The organism is Pseudomonas sp. GD03842, from assembly GCF_029841165.1.
Lineage (GTDB): Bacteria > Pseudomonadota > Gammaproteobacteria > Pseudomonadales > Pseudomonadaceae > Aquipseudomonas.
In genome coordinates this window covers 170,223-186,747 of record NZ_JAOCEA010000014.1, presented here as the reverse complement: position 1 = coordinate 186,747, position 16,525 = coordinate 170,223, and the positions used below count along the sequence as shown (strand labels likewise).

14 protein-coding genes are annotated in these 16,525 nt (G+C 61.6%); 9 read left to right on the top strand and 5 right to left on the bottom strand.

All coding sequences use genetic code 11. The features are described from left to right. Window positions 1-448 precede the first annotated feature (448 nt). The 3 genes from ccoM to N5D61_RS20100 form a co-directional block, all read right to left on the bottom strand. Window positions 449-565, bottom strand: a complete 117-nt coding sequence (gene ccoM, locus N5D61_RS20110; RefSeq protein WP_279893961.1) for a cytochrome c oxidase subunit CcoM — start codon at window positions 563-565, stop codon at window positions 449-451. A 124-nt stretch (window positions 566-689) separates the two neighbouring features. Further along, window positions 690-848 (bottom strand): hypothetical protein, encoded by a 159-nt coding sequence (locus N5D61_RS20105; RefSeq protein WP_177411142.1) that lies wholly within the window; start codon window positions 846-848, stop codon window positions 690-692. 67 nt (window positions 849-915) lie between these two features. Beyond that, window positions 916-1,299 carry an aspartate-semialdehyde dehydrogenase gene (locus tag N5D61_RS20100; RefSeq protein WP_108240592.1) on the bottom strand — a complete coding sequence of 128 codons (384 nt, stop codon included), beginning with the start codon at window positions 1,297-1,299 and terminating at the stop codon, window positions 916-918. Between the two features lie 206 nt (window positions 1,300-1,505). Here N5D61_RS20100 and rapA point away from each other — a divergent pair, with 206 nt between their 5' ends. After that, window positions 1,506-4,352, top strand: a complete 2,847-nt coding sequence (gene rapA, locus N5D61_RS20095) for an RNA polymerase-associated protein RapA (protein WP_108240591.1) — start codon at window positions 1,506-1,508, stop codon at window positions 4,350-4,352. Between the two features lie 173 nt (window positions 4,353-4,525). Here rapA and N5D61_RS20090 read toward each other — a convergent pair whose 3' ends face one another. Beyond that, a complete protein-coding gene (locus N5D61_RS20090; protein ID WP_279893960.1) occupies window positions 4,526-5,875 on the bottom strand; it encodes an MFS transporter in 1,350 nt (449 codons plus the stop codon). A 298-nt stretch (window positions 5,876-6,173) separates the two neighbouring features. Here N5D61_RS20090 and N5D61_RS20085 point away from each other — a divergent pair, with 298 nt between their 5' ends. Further along, the gene (locus N5D61_RS20085; RefSeq protein ID WP_108240589.1) at window positions 6,174-6,557 is read left to right on the top strand and encodes a YkgJ family cysteine cluster protein; all 384 of its coding nucleotides are present in this window, start codon (window positions 6,174-6,176) and stop codon (window positions 6,555-6,557) included. Between the two features lie 148 nt (window positions 6,558-6,705). Continuing rightward, complete coding sequence (locus tag N5D61_RS20080; RefSeq protein ID WP_279893959.1) at window positions 6,706-8,997, top strand: EAL domain-containing protein; 2,292 nt, start codon at window positions 6,706-6,708, stop codon at window positions 8,995-8,997. A gap of 96 nt (window positions 8,998-9,093) precedes the next feature. On the opposite strand, the gene tcdA is transcribed toward N5D61_RS20080, so the two are convergent. After that, window positions 9,094-9,930 (bottom strand): tRNA cyclic N6-threonylcarbamoyladenosine(37) synthase TcdA, encoded by an 837-nt coding sequence (gene tcdA / locus N5D61_RS20075; RefSeq protein ID WP_279893958.1) that lies wholly within the window; start codon window positions 9,928-9,930, stop codon window positions 9,094-9,096. A gap of 251 nt (window positions 9,931-10,181) precedes the next feature. On the opposite strand from tcdA, the gene dapE reads away from it, so the two are divergent. The 6 genes from dapE to N5D61_RS20045 all read left to right on the top strand — a co-directional run bounded on the left by dapE (window position 10,182) and on the right by N5D61_RS20045 (window position 16,508). After that, on the top strand, window positions 10,182-11,333 hold the full coding sequence (gene dapE, locus N5D61_RS20070) for a succinyl-diaminopimelate desuccinylase (RefSeq protein WP_279893957.1): 1,152 nt from the start codon (window positions 10,182-10,184) through the stop codon (window positions 11,331-11,333). Beyond that, window positions 11,333-12,142, top strand: a complete 810-nt coding sequence (locus tag N5D61_RS20065) for a putative RNA methyltransferase (RefSeq protein ID WP_108240585.1) — start codon at window positions 11,333-11,335, stop codon at window positions 12,140-12,142. The genes dapE and N5D61_RS20065 overlap by 1 nt, the downstream gene beginning before the upstream one ends. Before the next feature lie 23 nt (window positions 12,143-12,165). Further along, the gene (locus tag N5D61_RS20060) at window positions 12,166-12,543 is read left to right on the top strand and encodes a hypothetical protein (RefSeq protein ID WP_108240584.1); all 378 of its coding nucleotides are present in this window, start codon (window positions 12,166-12,168) and stop codon (window positions 12,541-12,543) included. A 238-nt stretch (window positions 12,544-12,781) separates the two neighbouring features. Then, window positions 12,782-15,274 carry a glycerol-3-phosphate 1-O-acyltransferase PlsB gene (plsB, locus tag N5D61_RS20055; protein WP_279893956.1) on the top strand — a complete coding sequence of 831 codons (2,493 nt, stop codon included), beginning with the start codon at window positions 12,782-12,784 and terminating at the stop codon, window positions 15,272-15,274. Between the two features lie 111 nt (window positions 15,275-15,385). Next, window positions 15,386-15,787, top strand: a complete 402-nt coding sequence (locus N5D61_RS20050) for a YbaY family lipoprotein (RefSeq protein ID WP_108240582.1) — start codon at window positions 15,386-15,388, stop codon at window positions 15,785-15,787. A gap of 31 nt (window positions 15,788-15,818) precedes the next feature. Further along, on the top strand, window positions 15,819-16,508 hold the full coding sequence (locus N5D61_RS20045; RefSeq protein ID WP_279893955.1) for a DUF4197 domain-containing protein: 690 nt from the start codon (window positions 15,819-15,821) through the stop codon (window positions 16,506-16,508). Window positions 16,509-16,525 lie beyond the last annotated feature (17 nt).

Genomic DNA, 16,525 nt, shown 5'->3' with positions numbered 1-16,525 from the left:
GGGAAGGAACCCTGACGCAGTCAGGGCCAAACCAGGAGCAGGCGGTTTTCCTCCATTTTGCCAAGACAAAATGGAGTCGCTCGTAAAGAGCGAAACCCCAGCTCCCAGCCCACGCGCAAACGGATCTGCCCCCGATCTCAGCGGCGCCCATAACCAGGCTATACGGGTCCCGAAACCGAGGCCTGATCCATTGGCGAGGGTGACGCCGACTCACGGTTCCGCTTTTACAGCGGCCCTAGCTCTCGTGGCAAAGGGGGCAATCACATCCTCCTGGTCCAGCCTGCCCCAAGACGCGCCCGCCAGTGACCGGGCTGCCCCCCTGGAGGATCAAAAGCAAAATCGGTAGCAGATCCCAACCAAGGGCCATGACGAGGTTTGAGCATTGATTGGTAAAAAAAATGGGCGACCGAAGTCGCCCTAAATGCCTTGCGTGCTCTTTTTTTAAACCTCAATCCTTTCTGCGCTTACGGGATTCTTTACAGAGGAATAACGAAAGACCCGCGAAAAAGCTCAGTATCAGCATCACCGTGCTTACACCTGCTATCACTGCATGATCGATAAACATAATCGCCTCTGCGCTGTGACCCTGTTCGATGGGTGCAGATTACGCAAAGGGGACTTGAGAGGTCTTGACCCAGATCAATGCCGCGACGCGGCGGTCGATCAGGAAGGTCAGAATGGGCGGAGGCCTAGCGCTTTTTCGGTTTACTCTTTGATTTCTTTTTGCCCTTGCCCAATGGCATTGCCTGTTCGAAGGCCTGGCGCACTTCATTGAGGCGCTTGTCATTGAGGTCGTGGATGCGCTTGGCGCGCTCGACGCTCAGGTCTACCAGTTTTTCATCACTCATGGCGTGCTGCTCTCAAATGCCGGATGGCCACCATCATGCGCAATTGGTTGAACGCTGACCAGCATTCTCAAACCTTCAAATCCACCCAAAGCCCCTGCCGCGGCTCATCGTCGATGATCGGCACGACCGGCACGGTGTTGTCGGCATTCAGGGAGTCACCGGGAATCGCCGGGCCGGTGTGAAGCGGTGACTCCAGGGGTTGCTCGGCCTCCTCGATCAATTCGGGATGGCGATCAACGGTGCGTCGATCCCGGCGGCGGCGTTGCTGACGGCGCTGTTCCTCGCGCAGCAGCAATTGTGCCTGTTCCGGGTCGCGTTGCCCCATATTGATGGTGCTGTCACTGGAGCTCGGTTGCACGGGGGCCACGGGCGGGATGTCCGGCGTGGGCTTGACCGGATCCTGCTGCGCAGTGACGGGGGCCGCACTCAATGGGATCAGCGGTGGCAGCATGGTAATGGTCTCCTGTTATCAAGCTGTCGGCTGCTGTTTCGTCGACTTGAGCCGTCGAGTGAGCGAGTTTGGACTAAGTTTTCCGCAACAAGTGCCCAAGGCGGGCCACGCGCCCAATAAATACGCGCCTTATTACAATGTGGCTTTGGCCTGGGCAGCTTGTTCCGTTAACATAGTCGGCTTTTTCGAGGCGGGAGTCAGGCAGCATGGCGCAGCAGTATCAACCGGGGCAACGCTGGATTAGCGACAGCGAAGCCGAGCTGGGTTTGGGCACCGTTCTGGCACAGGATGGCCGCTTGTTGACCGTGCTCTATCCGGCCACTGGCGACACCCGTCAGTATGCATTGCGCAACGCGCCGCTCACGCGAGTGCGTTTCTCGCCCGGCGACACCATCACTCATTTCGAGAACTGGAAGATGACGGTTCGCGAGGTTGAAGACGCCGATGGCCTGCTGATTTACCACGGCCTCAATGCGCAGAACCAGCCCGTGACCCTGCCCGAAACTCAACTCTCGAACTTCATTCAGTTCCGCCTGGCCAGCGATCGTCTGTTCGCCGGGCAGATCGACCCCCTGGCCTGGTTCTCGCTGCGCTACCACACCCTGGAACACACCAGCCGCCAACTGCAATCGTCACTGTGGGGGCTGGGTGGTGTCCGCGCGCAGCCGATCGCGCACCAATTGCACATCGCCCGTGAAGTGGCCGACCGTATCGCGCCGCGGGTGTTGCTCGCCGACGAAGTGGGCCTGGGCAAAACCATCGAAGCCGGTCTGATCATCCATCGCCAATTGCTGTCCGGGCGCGCCAACCGTGTACTGATCCTGGTACCGGAAAACCTGCAGCACCAGTGGCTGGTGGAAATGCGCCGCCGCTTCAACCTGCAGGTTGCGCTGTTCGATGCCGAACGTTTCATCGAGAGCGATGCCAGCAATCCATTTGAAGACACGCAACTGGCGCTGGTGTCGCTGGAATGGCTGGTGGAGGACGAAAAGGCTCAGGACGCGCTGTTCGCCGCGGGCTGGGATCTGATGGTGGTCGACGAAGCGCACCACCTGGTCTGGCACGAGGACAAAGCCAGCCCCGAGTATTCGCTGGTCGAGCAGCTGGCTGAGGTGATCCCCGGCGTCCTGTTGTTGACCGCCACCCCGGAACAACTCGGTCAGGACAGCCACTTCGCCCGCCTGCGCCTGCTCGACCCTAACCGGTTTCATGATTTGAACGCCTTTCGCGCCGAAAGCGAGAACTATCGGCCGGTTGCCGAAGCCGTTCAGGAACTGCTGGACAAGGGAAGACTGTCACCAAAAGCGCACCAGACCATCCAAGGCTTCCTGGGCGCCGAAGGCGAAGCCCTGCTCGCTGCGGTCGCCGATGGCGACACCGAAGCCAGCGCGCGCCTGATTCGCGAACTGCTGGACCGCCATGGCACCGGCCGCGTGCTGTTCCGCAACACGCGCGCCGCCGTGCAAGGCTTCCCGGAACGCAAGCTGCACCCCTACCCGCTGCCCTGCCCGGCCGAATACCTCGAACTTCCAATCGGCGAGCACGCCGATCTGTACCCGGAAGTCAGCTTTCAGGCCCAGGGCGACACCGGCGATGAGACGCGCTGGTGGCGGTTCGACCCGCGTGTCGACTGGCTGATCGACACCCTGAAAATGCTCAAACGGGTCAAGGTGCTGGTCATCTGCGCCCATGCCGAAACCGCGATGGACCTGGAGGACGCGCTGCGCGTGCGCTCCGGCATCCCGGCCACCGTCTTCCACGAGGGCATGAGCATTCTGGAACGCGACCGCGCTGCGGCGTATTTCGCCGATGAAGAGTTCGGCGCGCAGGTACTGATCTGTTCTGAAATCGGCAGCGAGGGCCGTAACTTCCAGTTCTCGCATCATCTGGTGCTGTTCGACCTGCCTGCGCACCCGGACCTGCTGGAGCAGCGCATCGGCCGTCTGGACCGGATCGGTCAGAAGCACACGATCGAACTGCACGTGCCCTATCTGGAAACCAGCCCGCAAGCACGCTTGTTCCAGTGGTACCACGAAGCGCTGAACGCGTTCCTCAACACCTGCCCGACCGGCAACGCCCTGCAGCACCAGTTCGGTCCGCGCCTGTTGCCACAGCTGGAGGGGGGTGACGAAGACGACTGGCAGGCATTGGTCGACGAAGCCCGCGCCGAGCGTCAGCGCCTGGAGAGCGAACTGCACACCGGACGCGACCGTCTGCTGGAGCTCAATTCGGGCGGAGCAGGAGAAGGTGAAGCACTGGTGGAAGCGATTCTCGAACAGGACGACCAGTTCACCCTGCCGATCTACATGGAAACCCTGTTCGACGCGTTCGGCATCGACAGCGAGGACCATTCGGAGAACGCGCTGATCCTGAAACCGAGCGAGAAGATGCTCGACGCCAGTTTCCCGCTGGGCGACGACGAGGGCGTGACGATCACGTATGACCGCAACCAGGCGCTGTCCCGCGAAGACATGCAGTTCATTACCTGGGAGCACCCGATGGTGCAGGGTGGCATGGACCTGGTGCTGTCCGGTTCGATGGGCAACACGGCCGTCGCCCTGATCAAGAACAAGGCCCTGAAACCAGGGACCGTGCTGCTTGAACTGCTGTACGTCAGTGAGGTGGTCGCGCCTCGCTCCCTGCAGTTGGGTCGCTACTTGCCCCCGGCAGCCCTGCGCTGCCTGCTGGACGCCAACGGCAACGACCTGTCGAGCCGCGTTTCCTTCACCACCCTGAACGATCAGTTGGAAAGCGTGCCCCGGGCCAGCGCCAACAAATTCATTCAGGCCCAGCGTGATGTGCTCAACCCGCAGATCAACGCCGCGGAAGCGAAAATCGCGCCCAAACACGCCGAGCGTGTCGCGCAGGCGCAGCGTCGCCTGGCCGCTGACACCGATGAGGAACTGGCGCGCCTGACGGCGCTGCAAGCGGTCAACCCGACCGTGCGCGACAGTGAGCTGACCGCGTTGCGCGAGTTACGCGAACAAGGGCTGGCAATGCTGGAGAAGGCAGCGCTGCGCCTGGAGGCGATTCGGGTCCTCGTCGCCGGATAAGCGTCAGCCATGTCCACCGGCGATGACCCGGTGGACATGGCGCTCGCTTTGCCTTGCTGCTCTTGGCGGTGCAAGAGCCTACAAGCCATTCCGTGGCGCTGGTCGAGCCGGATTCCCGGACACGAACCCGGGCTTGAACGAACGGCTTTCGTCAACGGCTCACGTTCGCAGCCTCACGCCGCGCTTGGCTGCCCCACGGGCTCCTGCGCAACCATCCCCTCCCGCATCCGCTGCGCGTCACGACTGAAGCCTTTCGAGGCGACCGCCAGAAACACCAAGGTAAAAAACAAGGCGCCGGGAATCAGGTACATCATCGCGTCATGCAGGCCCATTGCCTTGAACGACTCGCTCATCTGGTCCACCTGCGCCACGGCCATCGCCGTGTGAGCGAAATGGTCGGACAACAGGCCCACCACGACTGGCCCCAACCCGCCACCCAGCAGGTACAGCCCGGCGAAGAACAGCGCCATGGCGGTAGCCCGCAAGCGAGGTTGCACCACATCCTGAATGGCGGTGTACACGCAGGTATAGAAGTTGTAGGAAAACAACCAGCCCGCGCTGAACACCGCGACGAAGGCGGCGACTTCGATTTTCCCCGCGTGCAGCGCGTAGCCCGTGCACAAACAGGCGATGGCCATGCTCAATGCCGCAAATATCAGCCGCCCATTCGCCCAGCGCTGGTGCACTTTGTCGGCGATCCAACCGCCAGCGGTCAGACCGATGAGGCCAGTCACCCCCACGATCAACCCCGTCGCCATGGCCGCATCCTGCAGCGGCAGCAGAAAATAGCGCTGGAGCATCGGCACCATGAATGAATTGCACGCATAAGTCGCGAAATTGAACGCCAGCCCCGCCAGCACCAGCCAGCGGAAGGTGGGAATCGACAGCACGCGACGGATCGGCCGATCAACTTTCTCTTCGGCCACGGTGACGTGCTCGGCGGCGCCTCGCGCCGGTTCACGAATCATGAACATGAACGCCGCCAGTATCAGCCCCGGCACCGCTGCGATGAAGAACGGCGCACGCCAACTGTCGAACGCCTTGACCATGGCGCCAATGGTGAAGAACGCGAGCAACAACCCCAGCGGCAGGCCCAGCATGAAGATACCCATTGCGCGGGCCCGCTTGTGCGCAGGGAACAGGTCGCCAATCAGTGAATTGGCCGCAGGCGCGTAGCTGGCCTCGCCAATGCCCACCCCCATCCGCACCAGCAAAAAGGTCCAGAAATGGGTGACTACGCCGTTCACCGCCGTGAGGGCGCTCCAGGCAGCGAGCCCCCATCCCATGAGTTTGCGGCGCGACCCCGTGTCGGCCATACGACCCAATGGCAGGCCGGCAATGGCATAGACCAGCGTGAACGCGGTGCCGACGATCCCCAACTGAAAATCGCTCAGCGACCACTCTTTGCGGATGGGCTCGATGATGATGGCTGGAATCGTGCGATCGAAGAAATTGAACAGGTTGGCCAGAAACAGCAGAAACAGAACGCGCCATGCATTCCTGGCCTGAGTGGAATCAACCATGTGTCGCCCCTCTTCTTGTTGTTGTCTGGCCGGACGTCTGCGCCGTCGTGCTGAAATCTAGACAGCGATGCGTCACCTGTCTGTGATCATTCGCACGGCTGATACCGCTCCATTGCAACGTCACGTTGCATCCTGCAGCCTGCGATGGGCTCTGCGCGAAGCCGGATATGAGGCGCCGTGCGGGGTCGCCAGCGGGGCCTGATTATATTTTTTCCACCCCCTTCCCAGCCGTCATGAAAAGCCTAGAATGAGCGCGCTTGCCTCCCCCTACTCCCTAATTATTCCTCGGTCCGAAGCCATGTCCGATGTCAGTCCGTGCCTGAATTGTGGTGCCTGCTGTTCACACTTTCGTGTGTCTTTTTTTTGGGGTGAATGTGCATCGGTGGGAGGCACCGTGCCCGACGAATGGGTGGCGAGCATCAGCCCCAGCCGTGTCGCCATGTTGGGTACCGACTGTAAATCGCCCCGCTGTACGGCGTTGATCGGCGAGGTGGGTAAAGCGGTCAGTTGCTCGATTTACGAGCAGCGCTCAAGCACCTGTCGGGAATTCGAAGCGTCGTGGGAGCTTGGCGTTCACAGCCCTGAGTGTGACAAGGCACGCGCGGCGTTCGGCCTCATGCCGCTGGAACGCCCCATTCACTTCGCCGAATTGACCCCGTTAGAACAAACCCACTCCCTTTAGAACTTTTGGCAATAAACATTATTCCGAAATAGTTTGTACGTCTGTCTCCCGGCAGATGCCCGAATCCGCGCCGCTCCTATAATCATCTCAAAGTGCCATCAGCACACCCGACTGACAGCGCTTCTGCAGTAGACACATGGAGCGTGCTATGGATTGGCTGGGTTTGCATTTCCTTCCTTCGGCGCCCGTCGGCGGCCAGATGCTGCTCGATTGCAGCCACAACCCCTTACTCATCGTCCTTGCCTACGTCGTCGCCTGCGCTGCCAGCTTCGCGACGCTTCACATCGCCGAACGCATCGGCCACGTCGAGCACCGCAGAGCGCGGTTACGTTGGCGCGGGCTGGGCGCACTGTGCTTGGCGGTGGGCATATGGGCGATGCACTTCATCAGCATGCTGTCGTTCCAGGCCCCACTGGACATGCACTACGACCTGCCGATTACGGTCGCGTCTCTGGCGATCGCGCTGGTGTCCGGCATGGTCGCAATGGAAGCGCTCAGCCATCCGCAATTGAGCGTCCCGCAGTATGTATTCTCCGCAATCTGTATCGGCGTGGGCATCACCACCATGCACTACGTGGGCATGGCCGCGCTGCGTTCCAGCGCGGTGCAGTACTACGAGCCGGTGCGGTTCATCGGCTCCATCGTCGTGGCCATCGCCAGCAGCCTCGCCGCGCTGGTGCTGGCCATTCATTTGCGTCAAGGCAGCGACGCGTTCCATCAGGTGCTCAAATACGGGGCCAGCCTGGTGCTCGGCGCGGGGATCGTGAGCACCCATTTCATGGGGATGTGGGCCTTGCATCTGATGATGCCGGAAGGTGCGCCAATGCACATGTCCTCCAGCGAAAACGGCCTGCAGTTAAGCCTGACGATCGCCCTGATCGTATTGCTGATCATTGCCGGCAGCGTCAGCGCAGCCATGGCCGACAAAAAGCTCCAGGCCAAAGAGCGCGATCTGCATCGGGTCAATGCGTTGTTGAGCCAGCTCGATCAGGCCCGTGCGTCATTGCAGCAGGTCGCGCATTACGACGCCCTGACGAGCTTGCTCAACCGCCGCGGGTTCAATCAGGTCTTCGCTGAGCGGCTGAAGGAACAGGAGTTGGCCAAGGGAATGCTTGCGGTGATGTTCTTGGATATCGATCACTTCAAGCGCATCAATGACAGCCTGGGTCACGATGCGGGCGATGAACTCCTCAAGGTCATTGCCGAACGCATTCGCGGCGCCACCCGCGCCCATGACGTGGTGGCGCGTTTGGGCGGCGATGAGTTCTGCATCCTCATCACCCTGAACAGTGTCGAAGAGGCCCGGCACATGGCACAGCGGGTCATGGCTCGGATGAAAAACCCCATCGCCCTGTCCGGCCGCCGCATGGTGATGACTACCAGCATTGGCATCAGCGTTTTTCCCCACGATGGGACCACCTGCGAAGAATTGCTCAAGCATGCCGATCTGGCGCTTTATCAATCCAAGGGAAACGGGCGCAACACCTTGCACTTCTTCAATGAGAGCTTGAAAACCAAGGCCAGCCTGGAGCTGCACCTGGAAGAGCAACTGCGCAACGCGTTGGTCGAGGACCAAGGCCTGCAGGTGTTCTACCAACCCATTGTGGATTTGCGCACCGGTCATGTGGCCAAACTGGAGGCGCTGGTCCGCTGGCAGCACCCGAGCCATGGTTTGCTGACGCCCGACCGCTTCATCAATATCGCCGAGAACAATGGGTTGATTGCCGAGCTGGATAACTGGGTCTTGCGGCGGGCCTGCCAGGATCTGTCGCAACTGTGCGACAGCGGTTTCGAGAACCTGATCATCACCGTCAATTGCTCCGCGTTGAACCTGGCACGCGAAGAGCTGCTGCAGGAAATGCGCACCGCACTTGACGAGGCAGGTGTGGCGCCCCAGCGCCTTGAGCTGGAGGTGACGGAAAACGCGCTGATGGGGAACATCGGCAACACCGTACTGTTGCTCAACGAAATTCGGAAGCTGGGCGTGGCCTTGTCCATCGACGATTTCGGGACCGGTTATTCGTCATTGGCGTACCTCAAGCGCCTGCCGCTGGACACGGTCAAGATCGACCGCTCGTTCATCCTCGACATCCCGCAATCCGCGCAGGACATGGAGATCGTCCAGGCGATCATTGTCATGGCGCACACCCTGCACCTCAAAGTCGTGACAGAAGGCGTGGAAACCCCGGCGCAGCTGGAGTTTCTCAGCGAATACGGCTGCGATTACGTTCAGGGTTATCTGTTCAGCCGACCTGCGCCATTGCCGGCGCTCAAACCGTTGGTGCATCAGCTCAACCGGCGCAAACCGTCCGAGCTGTGGCCCTCCACTCACCTCTTGGAGCTGCTGGAGCAGCCGGGCAGCGTGGCCCTCGAAGCGGTGGGCCAGCCGCTACCCGGTCATCCGGGCAAGGAGCGAGTCCGCGCCCGTCCGCAGCGCTGAGCCAGTGGGCAAACGCTCAGCGCCGCACGCGGCAGTTCACAGCGATGTGGCCGGGGAAAAGAGGCGCTCAGGCAGGACGCGATTCTCGGAGGGGGCTCAGGACTGCGCCAAGTCCTGGGACTGGGACTGGGACTGGGTACGCTCCGAAGGGCGCCGGGCCCCGGCAACGATTTTTTCCACCGCCTTGGTGGCAGCGACCATCCCGAAGGTCGCGGTGACCATCATCACGGCGCCAAACCCGCCCGAGCAATCGAGCTTCACGCCATCCCCGACGAAACGCTTCTGCAAACACACGCTGCCGTCGGGCTTTGGATACCGCAACTGTTCGGTGGAAAACACACACGGCACGCTATAGTGGCGCCCCGCCGTGCGGGAGAAGCCATAGTCGCGCCGCAAGGTCGAGCGCACTTTAGAGGCCAGTGGATCGTTGTAGGTGCGGTTGAGGTCGCAGACCTGTATCTGCGTCGGGTCGATCTGCCCTCCCGCGCCACCGGTGGTGATGATCTGGATCTTGCGGCGCTTGCACCAGGCGATCAGGGCCGCCTTGGCATTGACGCTGTCGATGCAATCCAGCACACAGTCGATGTTGGGGGTGATGTAGTCGGCCATGGTTTCGCGCGTGACGAAATCGGCGACAGCGTGGACCACGCAGTCGGGATTGATTTCGCGAATCCGCTCGGCCATGACATCGACCTTGGCTTTGCCCACTGTGCTGGTCAGCGCGTGCAACTGGCGATTGCTGTTACTGACGCAAACGTCGTCCAGATCGAACAGCGAGATCTCGCCCACACCACAGCGAGCCATGGCTTCCGCCGCCCAGGACCCCACACCGCCGATGCCGATGACCGCCACATGCGCCGCGCGCAGGCGATCGAGGCCCTCGATGCCGTACAGGCGGGCGACACCGGCAAACCGCGGATCTTCTGTGCTCATGACCAATCCCCCCAAAAACCGGCGCGCATTATAGGCCTTATGGGCAAGCGAAACAGGGGGCCCTGTCAGAAAACCTGCGTGCACGCCCAAGATCCCGGACCGACCCGCCAATTTTACAATCCGGTTGCGCCGGACCAAACGGCGGCCTGCGGCTCGTCGTTTTGCTTTAAGATATCCCCCCTTTTTCAGCCCTGCACTGTCAGCGGTTGATGTGTCGCCCTTGCAGACTCCACTGACCATTCGGACTTTTCATGACAGCCCCAGCCGATCTCTCGCCCACCCTGCAACTTGCCTGCGACCTGATCCGTCGCCCATCGGTCACGCCACTCGATGCCGACTGTCAGGCAGTGATGATGAAACGCCTGGGCGACGCTGGCTTCACGCTGGAACCGATGCGCATCGAGGACGTCGACAATTTCTGGGCCACCCACGGCACGCAGGACGGTCCGGTGCTGTGCTTTGCTGGCCACACCGATGTCGTGCCGACCGGCCCGGTGACGGCCTGGCAGAATGATCCGTTCGACGCGCTGATCGACGAAAACGGCATGCTGTGCGGGCGCGGCGCAGCCGACATGAAAGGCAGCCTGGCGTCGATGATCATCGCCACCGAACGATTTGTCGCCGACTACCCGAATCACAAAGGGAAAGTGGCCTATCTGATTACCAGTGACGAGGAAGGCCCCGCGCATCACGGCACCAAGGCCGTGGTCGAACGCCTGGCTGCGCGCAACGAGCGACTGGACTGGTGCATCGTCGGCGAACCGTCGAGCACCACGCTGGTGGGCGACGTGGTCAAGAATGGCCGCCGCGGCTCCCTGGGCGCCACGTTGACGGTCAAGGGTGTGCAGGGGCATGTCGCCTACCCGCACCTGGCCAGGAACCCCATTCACCTCGCTGCTCCGGCGTTGGCCGAACTGGCGGCCGAGCATTGGGACGAGGGCAATGCATTTTTCCCACCGACCAGCTTCCAGATTTCCAATATCCATTCGGGCACCGGCGCCACCAACGTGATTCCCGGCGACCTCACAGCGGTGTTCAACTTCCGCTTTTCCACCGAATCGACCGTCGAGGGCCTGCAGAAACGCGTGGCCGACATTCTCGATAAGCATGAACTGGACTGGCACGTCGAATGGGCGTTGTCCGGCCTGCCGTTCCTGACGGAGCCCGGAGCGCTGCTCGATGCCGTGTCGTCCAGCATCAGAAACGTGACCGGCCGACAAACCCAGGCCTCCACCAGCGGTGGCACGTCCGACGGCCGCTTCATCGCCACGCTGGGCACGCAGGTGGTCGAGCTGGGCCCGGTCAACGCGACGATCCATCAGGTCAATGAACGTATCCTGGCCAGCGATCTCGACGTACTGACCGAGATTTACTACCAGACGCTGGTCAAGTTGCTCGCCTGATGCTGACCTGCCCGATCTGCTCTGCCCCGCTCGACGCAGCGGACAACGGCGCGGTGTGCCCAGCGGGCCACCGTTTTGACCGAGCCCGCCAAGGGTATCTGAACCTGCTGCCCGTTCAGCACAAGAACAGCCGCGACCCTGGCGACAATCAGGCGATGGTCGAGGCGCGCCGGGACTTCCTCAACGCCGGGCATTACGCTCCGGTGGCCAGACGCCTGGCGCAACTGGCGGCCGAACGTGCGCCAGCGCATTGGCTGGACATCGGCTGTGGCGAGGGTTACTACACCGCACAGATCGCCGATGCGCTACCCGACGCCGATGGCTACGCGCTGGACATCTCCCGCGAGGCGGTCAAACGCGCCTGCAAGCGCCAACCCCGGCTGACTTGGTTGATCGCCAGCATGGCCCGCGTGCCATTGCCCGCAGCCAGTGTGCAGTTCATTGCCAGCGTGTTCAGCCCCCTCGATTGGGACGAGGCCAAGCGGCTGCTGTCGCCCGGCGGCGGCCTGATGCGCGTCGGGCCGACGAACGAACACCTGATGGAGTTGCGTCAGCGCCTGTATGACGAAGTTCGTGACTACGCCGACGACAAACACCTGGCGCTGGTACCTGAGGGCATGACCCACGCGCACAGCGAAACCCTGCGCTTCACCCTGACCCTGAACGACGGCCAGGCCCGCGCCAACCTGCTGGCCATGACACCTCACGGCTGGCGTGCCAGCGCCGAGCGCCGGGCCAGCGTTATCGAACAGCCGGAGGCCTTCGAGGTGACGGTGTCCATGCGCTACGATTATTTCGTTCGGCACTGACCGAAACACTTTACGAGGTCCCCATGCGTCAACCCGATATCGAGATTTACCTGAAAGATGCCGACGTGGACCACAAAGCCATCACTGCCTGGTTGAGCGCCGACATCGGACCCTGCAGCGAGTGGGTCCAGAAAGGTCAGACCTGGAAATGCAAGGCTGGCGACATTCCAGTGACCTGGATTCCCAAAGCCGTGGGCAAGTGGAACAGCCTGTGCCTGGACAGCGACGCCACTCCGTGGGACGACGACATCGCCTGTGCCCGCGCAGCGTTCAAGGCCCTCAACGTCGAAGTGCGCTGTGCGCCGGGTACGTGGGTGGAGGAAGAAAGCGAAGAGGATGCCGATCGCTGGATCCGTATCAGTGCCGATGGCGAAGAAGAGATTACCTGGCGCACGTCTTGAAATACTGTCTGTAGGAGCGTGGCTTGTCCCGCGATCTGCCGGGAACCGGCAGTACCCCCTGCTAACGAGGTTTACCTGACACAGCCAAGGTGTCTGACCTTACTGCCGCTTCGCGCCAGATCGCGGGACAAGCCACGCTCCTACAGGGTTATCGGTGCGATGTACGACTTTGCCCATGCCTGCCATATCCGGCACACTGACCGCTTCGTGGGCCCATGCCCCTCAGCGCAGAATTCGTATGACCCGTTCCCCGTTTCGCCGTCTTGTCTTCGGCACCCTTCGTCGTCTGCTTTACCTGTGGGTGCGCTCGGAGACGATCAACCAGTCCTCCTTCACACTCAACCTGGACCGCAGTCGCCCCGTCTTTTACGTGCTGCAGAGCCCGTCACTGAGCGACCTGGCCGTTCTCGACCGAGAATGCCGTAAAGCCGCCCTGCCACGCCCGGTCCTGCCGGTCGCAGTGGGCAACCTCACGGAGCCCGCAGCGTTCTTTTACCTGACGCCGGAGCCCGACTGGCTGGGGCGTCAGGATAAACGGGGCGCCCCGCCCACGCTTGAGCGGCTGGTGGGCGCCGTCACCCAGAACGCTGCCGAAGATGCGCAAATCATCCCGGTCAGCGTGTTCTGGGGACAGTCTCCGGATAAGGAAGACAGCCCGTGGAAACTGCTGTTCGCCGACAGTTGGGCGGTGACCGGGCGCCTGCGCAAACTGGTGACCATCCTGATTCTGGGGCGCAAGACCCGTGTGCAGTTCTCCGCCCCGATCCACCTGCGGGATCTGGTGGGCGAAAACAAGGGCTACGAGCGCACCGTGCGCATGGCTCAACGCCTGTTGCGCGTGCACTTCCGCAATCTAAAGACCGCAGTCATCGGGCCGGACATTTCCCACCGCCGCAACCTGGTCAAAGGCCTGGTCAACGACCCATTGGTCAAGCAGGCCATCCTCGATGAAGCCGCGCGCGAGCACATTCCGGAGGCCAAGGCCCGGGAAAAAGCCCTGCATTACGGCAACGAAATTGCGTCGGACTACACCTACACGGCGATCCGCTTCCTGGAAGTGGTGCTGAGCTGGTTCTGGAACAAAATCTACGATGGCATCAAGGTCAATCACATCGAAGGCGTGCAGAACGTCGCGCAGGGCAACGAAATCATTTACGTACCCTGCCATCGCAGCCACATCGACTACCTGTTGCTCTCCTATCTGCTGTTCCGCAACGGCCTGACCCCGCCGCACATCGCGGCCGGCATCAACCTCAACATGCCCGTGATCGGCGGCCTGCTGCGCCGAGGCGGGGCGTTCTTCATGCGCCGAACGTTCAAAGGTAACCCGCTGTACACGGCGGTGTTCAACGAATACCTGCACACCCTGTTCACCAAAGGCTTCCCGGTCGAGTATTTCGTCGAAGGCGGTCGCTCGCGCACCGGCCGCATGCTGCAGCCCAAAACCGGCATGCTGGCGATTACGATGCGCAGCTATTTGCGCAACTCGCGAACGCCCATCGTCTTCGTGCCGGTGTACATCGGTTACGAGCGCGTGCTGGAAGGTCGCACCTACCTGGGCGAACTGCGTGGGGCCGCGAAGAAGAAAGAGTCGATCTTTGACATCTTCAAGGTCATCGGCGCATTGAAGCAACGCTTCGGGCAAGTCTCGGTCAACTTCGGCGAGCCCATCCGACTGGCTGAATTCCTCGACCAGGAACAGCCCGACTGGCGCACTCAACCCTTGGCGCCCGTGTTCAAGCCTGCGTGGCTGAACGAAACCACTCACCGGCTGGGTGAGCGCGTTGCGCGACACCTCAACGAAGCGGCCGCGATCAATCCGGTGAACCTGGTGGCTCTGGCGCTGCTGTCGACCAATAAGCATGCGCTGGACGACCAGGCGCTGGTCCGCGTACTCGACCTTTACCTGACCCTGCTGCGCAGCGTGCCCTATTCGCCCCACACGACGTTGCCCGATGGCGACGGCCGCGCGCTGATCGAGCATGTCCGAGGGATGGACCTGCTGTCCGAGCAGAAAGACGCGCTGGGCAGGATTCTCTACCTGGACGAGCAAAACGCGGTCCTCATGACCTACTACCGCAACAACGTCCTGCACATCTTTGCGCTGCCCTCGCTGCTGGCGAGCTTCTTCCAGAGCGCCTCGCGCATGAGCCGCGAGCAGGTGCTGCGATTCGCCCGCGCGCTGTACCCCTACCTGCAATCGGAACTGTTCATTCGTTGGTCAGTGGACGAACTCGACGCAGTCATCGACCAGTGGCTGGCCGCGTTCGTCGAACAGGGCCTGCTACGCTTCGAAAACGGCGTTTATCTGCGCCCTGCACCAAGCTCGCGACACTTTGTGTTGCTCACGCTGTTGTCACGCTCAGTGGCGCAAACGCTGCAGCGTTTCTACATGGCCATTTCGCTGCTTCTCAACAGCGGCCAGCACACCCTGACCGCCGAGGAGCTGGAGGACCTGTGCACGATCATGGCCCAGCGCCTGTCCATCCTTCATGGTCTGAACGCGCCAGAGTTCTTCGACAAGAGCCTCTTCCGGCACTTCATCCAGACGCTGCTGGAGCAGGACGTCTTGCGCAAGGACGAGAACGGTCGGCTGGGTTACCACGAATTGTTGGGCGAACTCGCCGAAGGCGCGGCCAAACGGGTATTGCCAGCGGAAATCCGCCTGTCGATCCGCCAGGTGGCACTGCACCGCGAAGAAGAATCCTTGGCGGCAGGTGTGAGCATCTGACCTTGATAAGGGGTGAACCTGAGCCTGCGTGTTGTTGAACCCGCGCAGGCTCACGCCCACCGCTAAACTTTCCTGATAACCGCTGGCCTCCAGCGCCCCGGAGACGACCCGATGAAATCGCTTTTCCTCGCCCTGACTGCCTCACTGCTGACAGCTTGCGCCGGTCACGCCCCTGACAACCAGCCCGGGACGGTCGACGGCGAAGTCTTCTACCTGCAACGGATGGCGCTGCCGCCCACCGCGACCCTCAAGGTCAGCCTGCACGACGTCTCGTTGGCCGATGCACCGGCGCAGACCCTGGCCAGCCAAAGCGGCCCGATCAAAGGCCAGGTTCCTCTGCCGTTTCACCTGACTTACGATCAGAAACTGGTCAAACCGGGCCACACCTATGCGGTCAGCGCGCGGATTGAGGTTGACGGTAAGCTGCTGTTGATCAGCACCGAACGGTACGCGGTCGATCTCACGCTGGATGAGAAACCGCCGGTCAGGATCCGCGTCAACCCTGCCAACTAAAACGCCGATACTTCATACAAAGGACGCCCTCATGCTGCTTCGCCCCCTCTCATTCACTGGCCTATTCGCCGGCCTGCTCCTGTCGACCAACGCCCTCGCGCTTTCCTTGGGCGATCTTTCGCAATCGGACGCCTCGGCCGGGCTGAAAGACGCGTTGACCCAAGGCGCGCAGATTGCCGTGAAGCAATTGGGCGTGCCTGGCGGTTTCAGCAACAACAAGGATGTGCGCATCGAACTGCCCGGCAAGCTGGGTAAAGTGGCAAGCAAGATGAAACTGCTGGGCATGGGCGCCCAGGTCGATCAGTTGGAAACCAGCATGAACCGCGCAGCCGAAGCAGCGGTGCCGCAGGCTCAGGCGATTCTGGTCGATGCGGTGAAGAAGATGAGCGTAACCGATGCCAAAGGCATTTTGACCGGCGGCAAGGATTCGGCAACCCAGTACCTCAACACATCCAGCCGCGAACAAATCCGTGCCCGGTTCCTGCCGATCGTCAAGCAGGCCACCGACAAAGTCGGCCTGGCCCAGCAGTACAACAGCTTCGCGGGCAAGGCCGCGAGCCTGGGCGTCGTCGACCAGAAGGATGCCAACATCGAAGGTTACGTCACCGAAAAGGCTCTGGACGGCTTGTTCGAAATGATCGCCAAACAGGAAGAGAGCATCCGCGCCAACCCGGCTGGCGCCGCCACCAGTCTGGCGAAGAAAGTCTTCGGCGCGCTGTAATACCGTTCGCAAGGAGC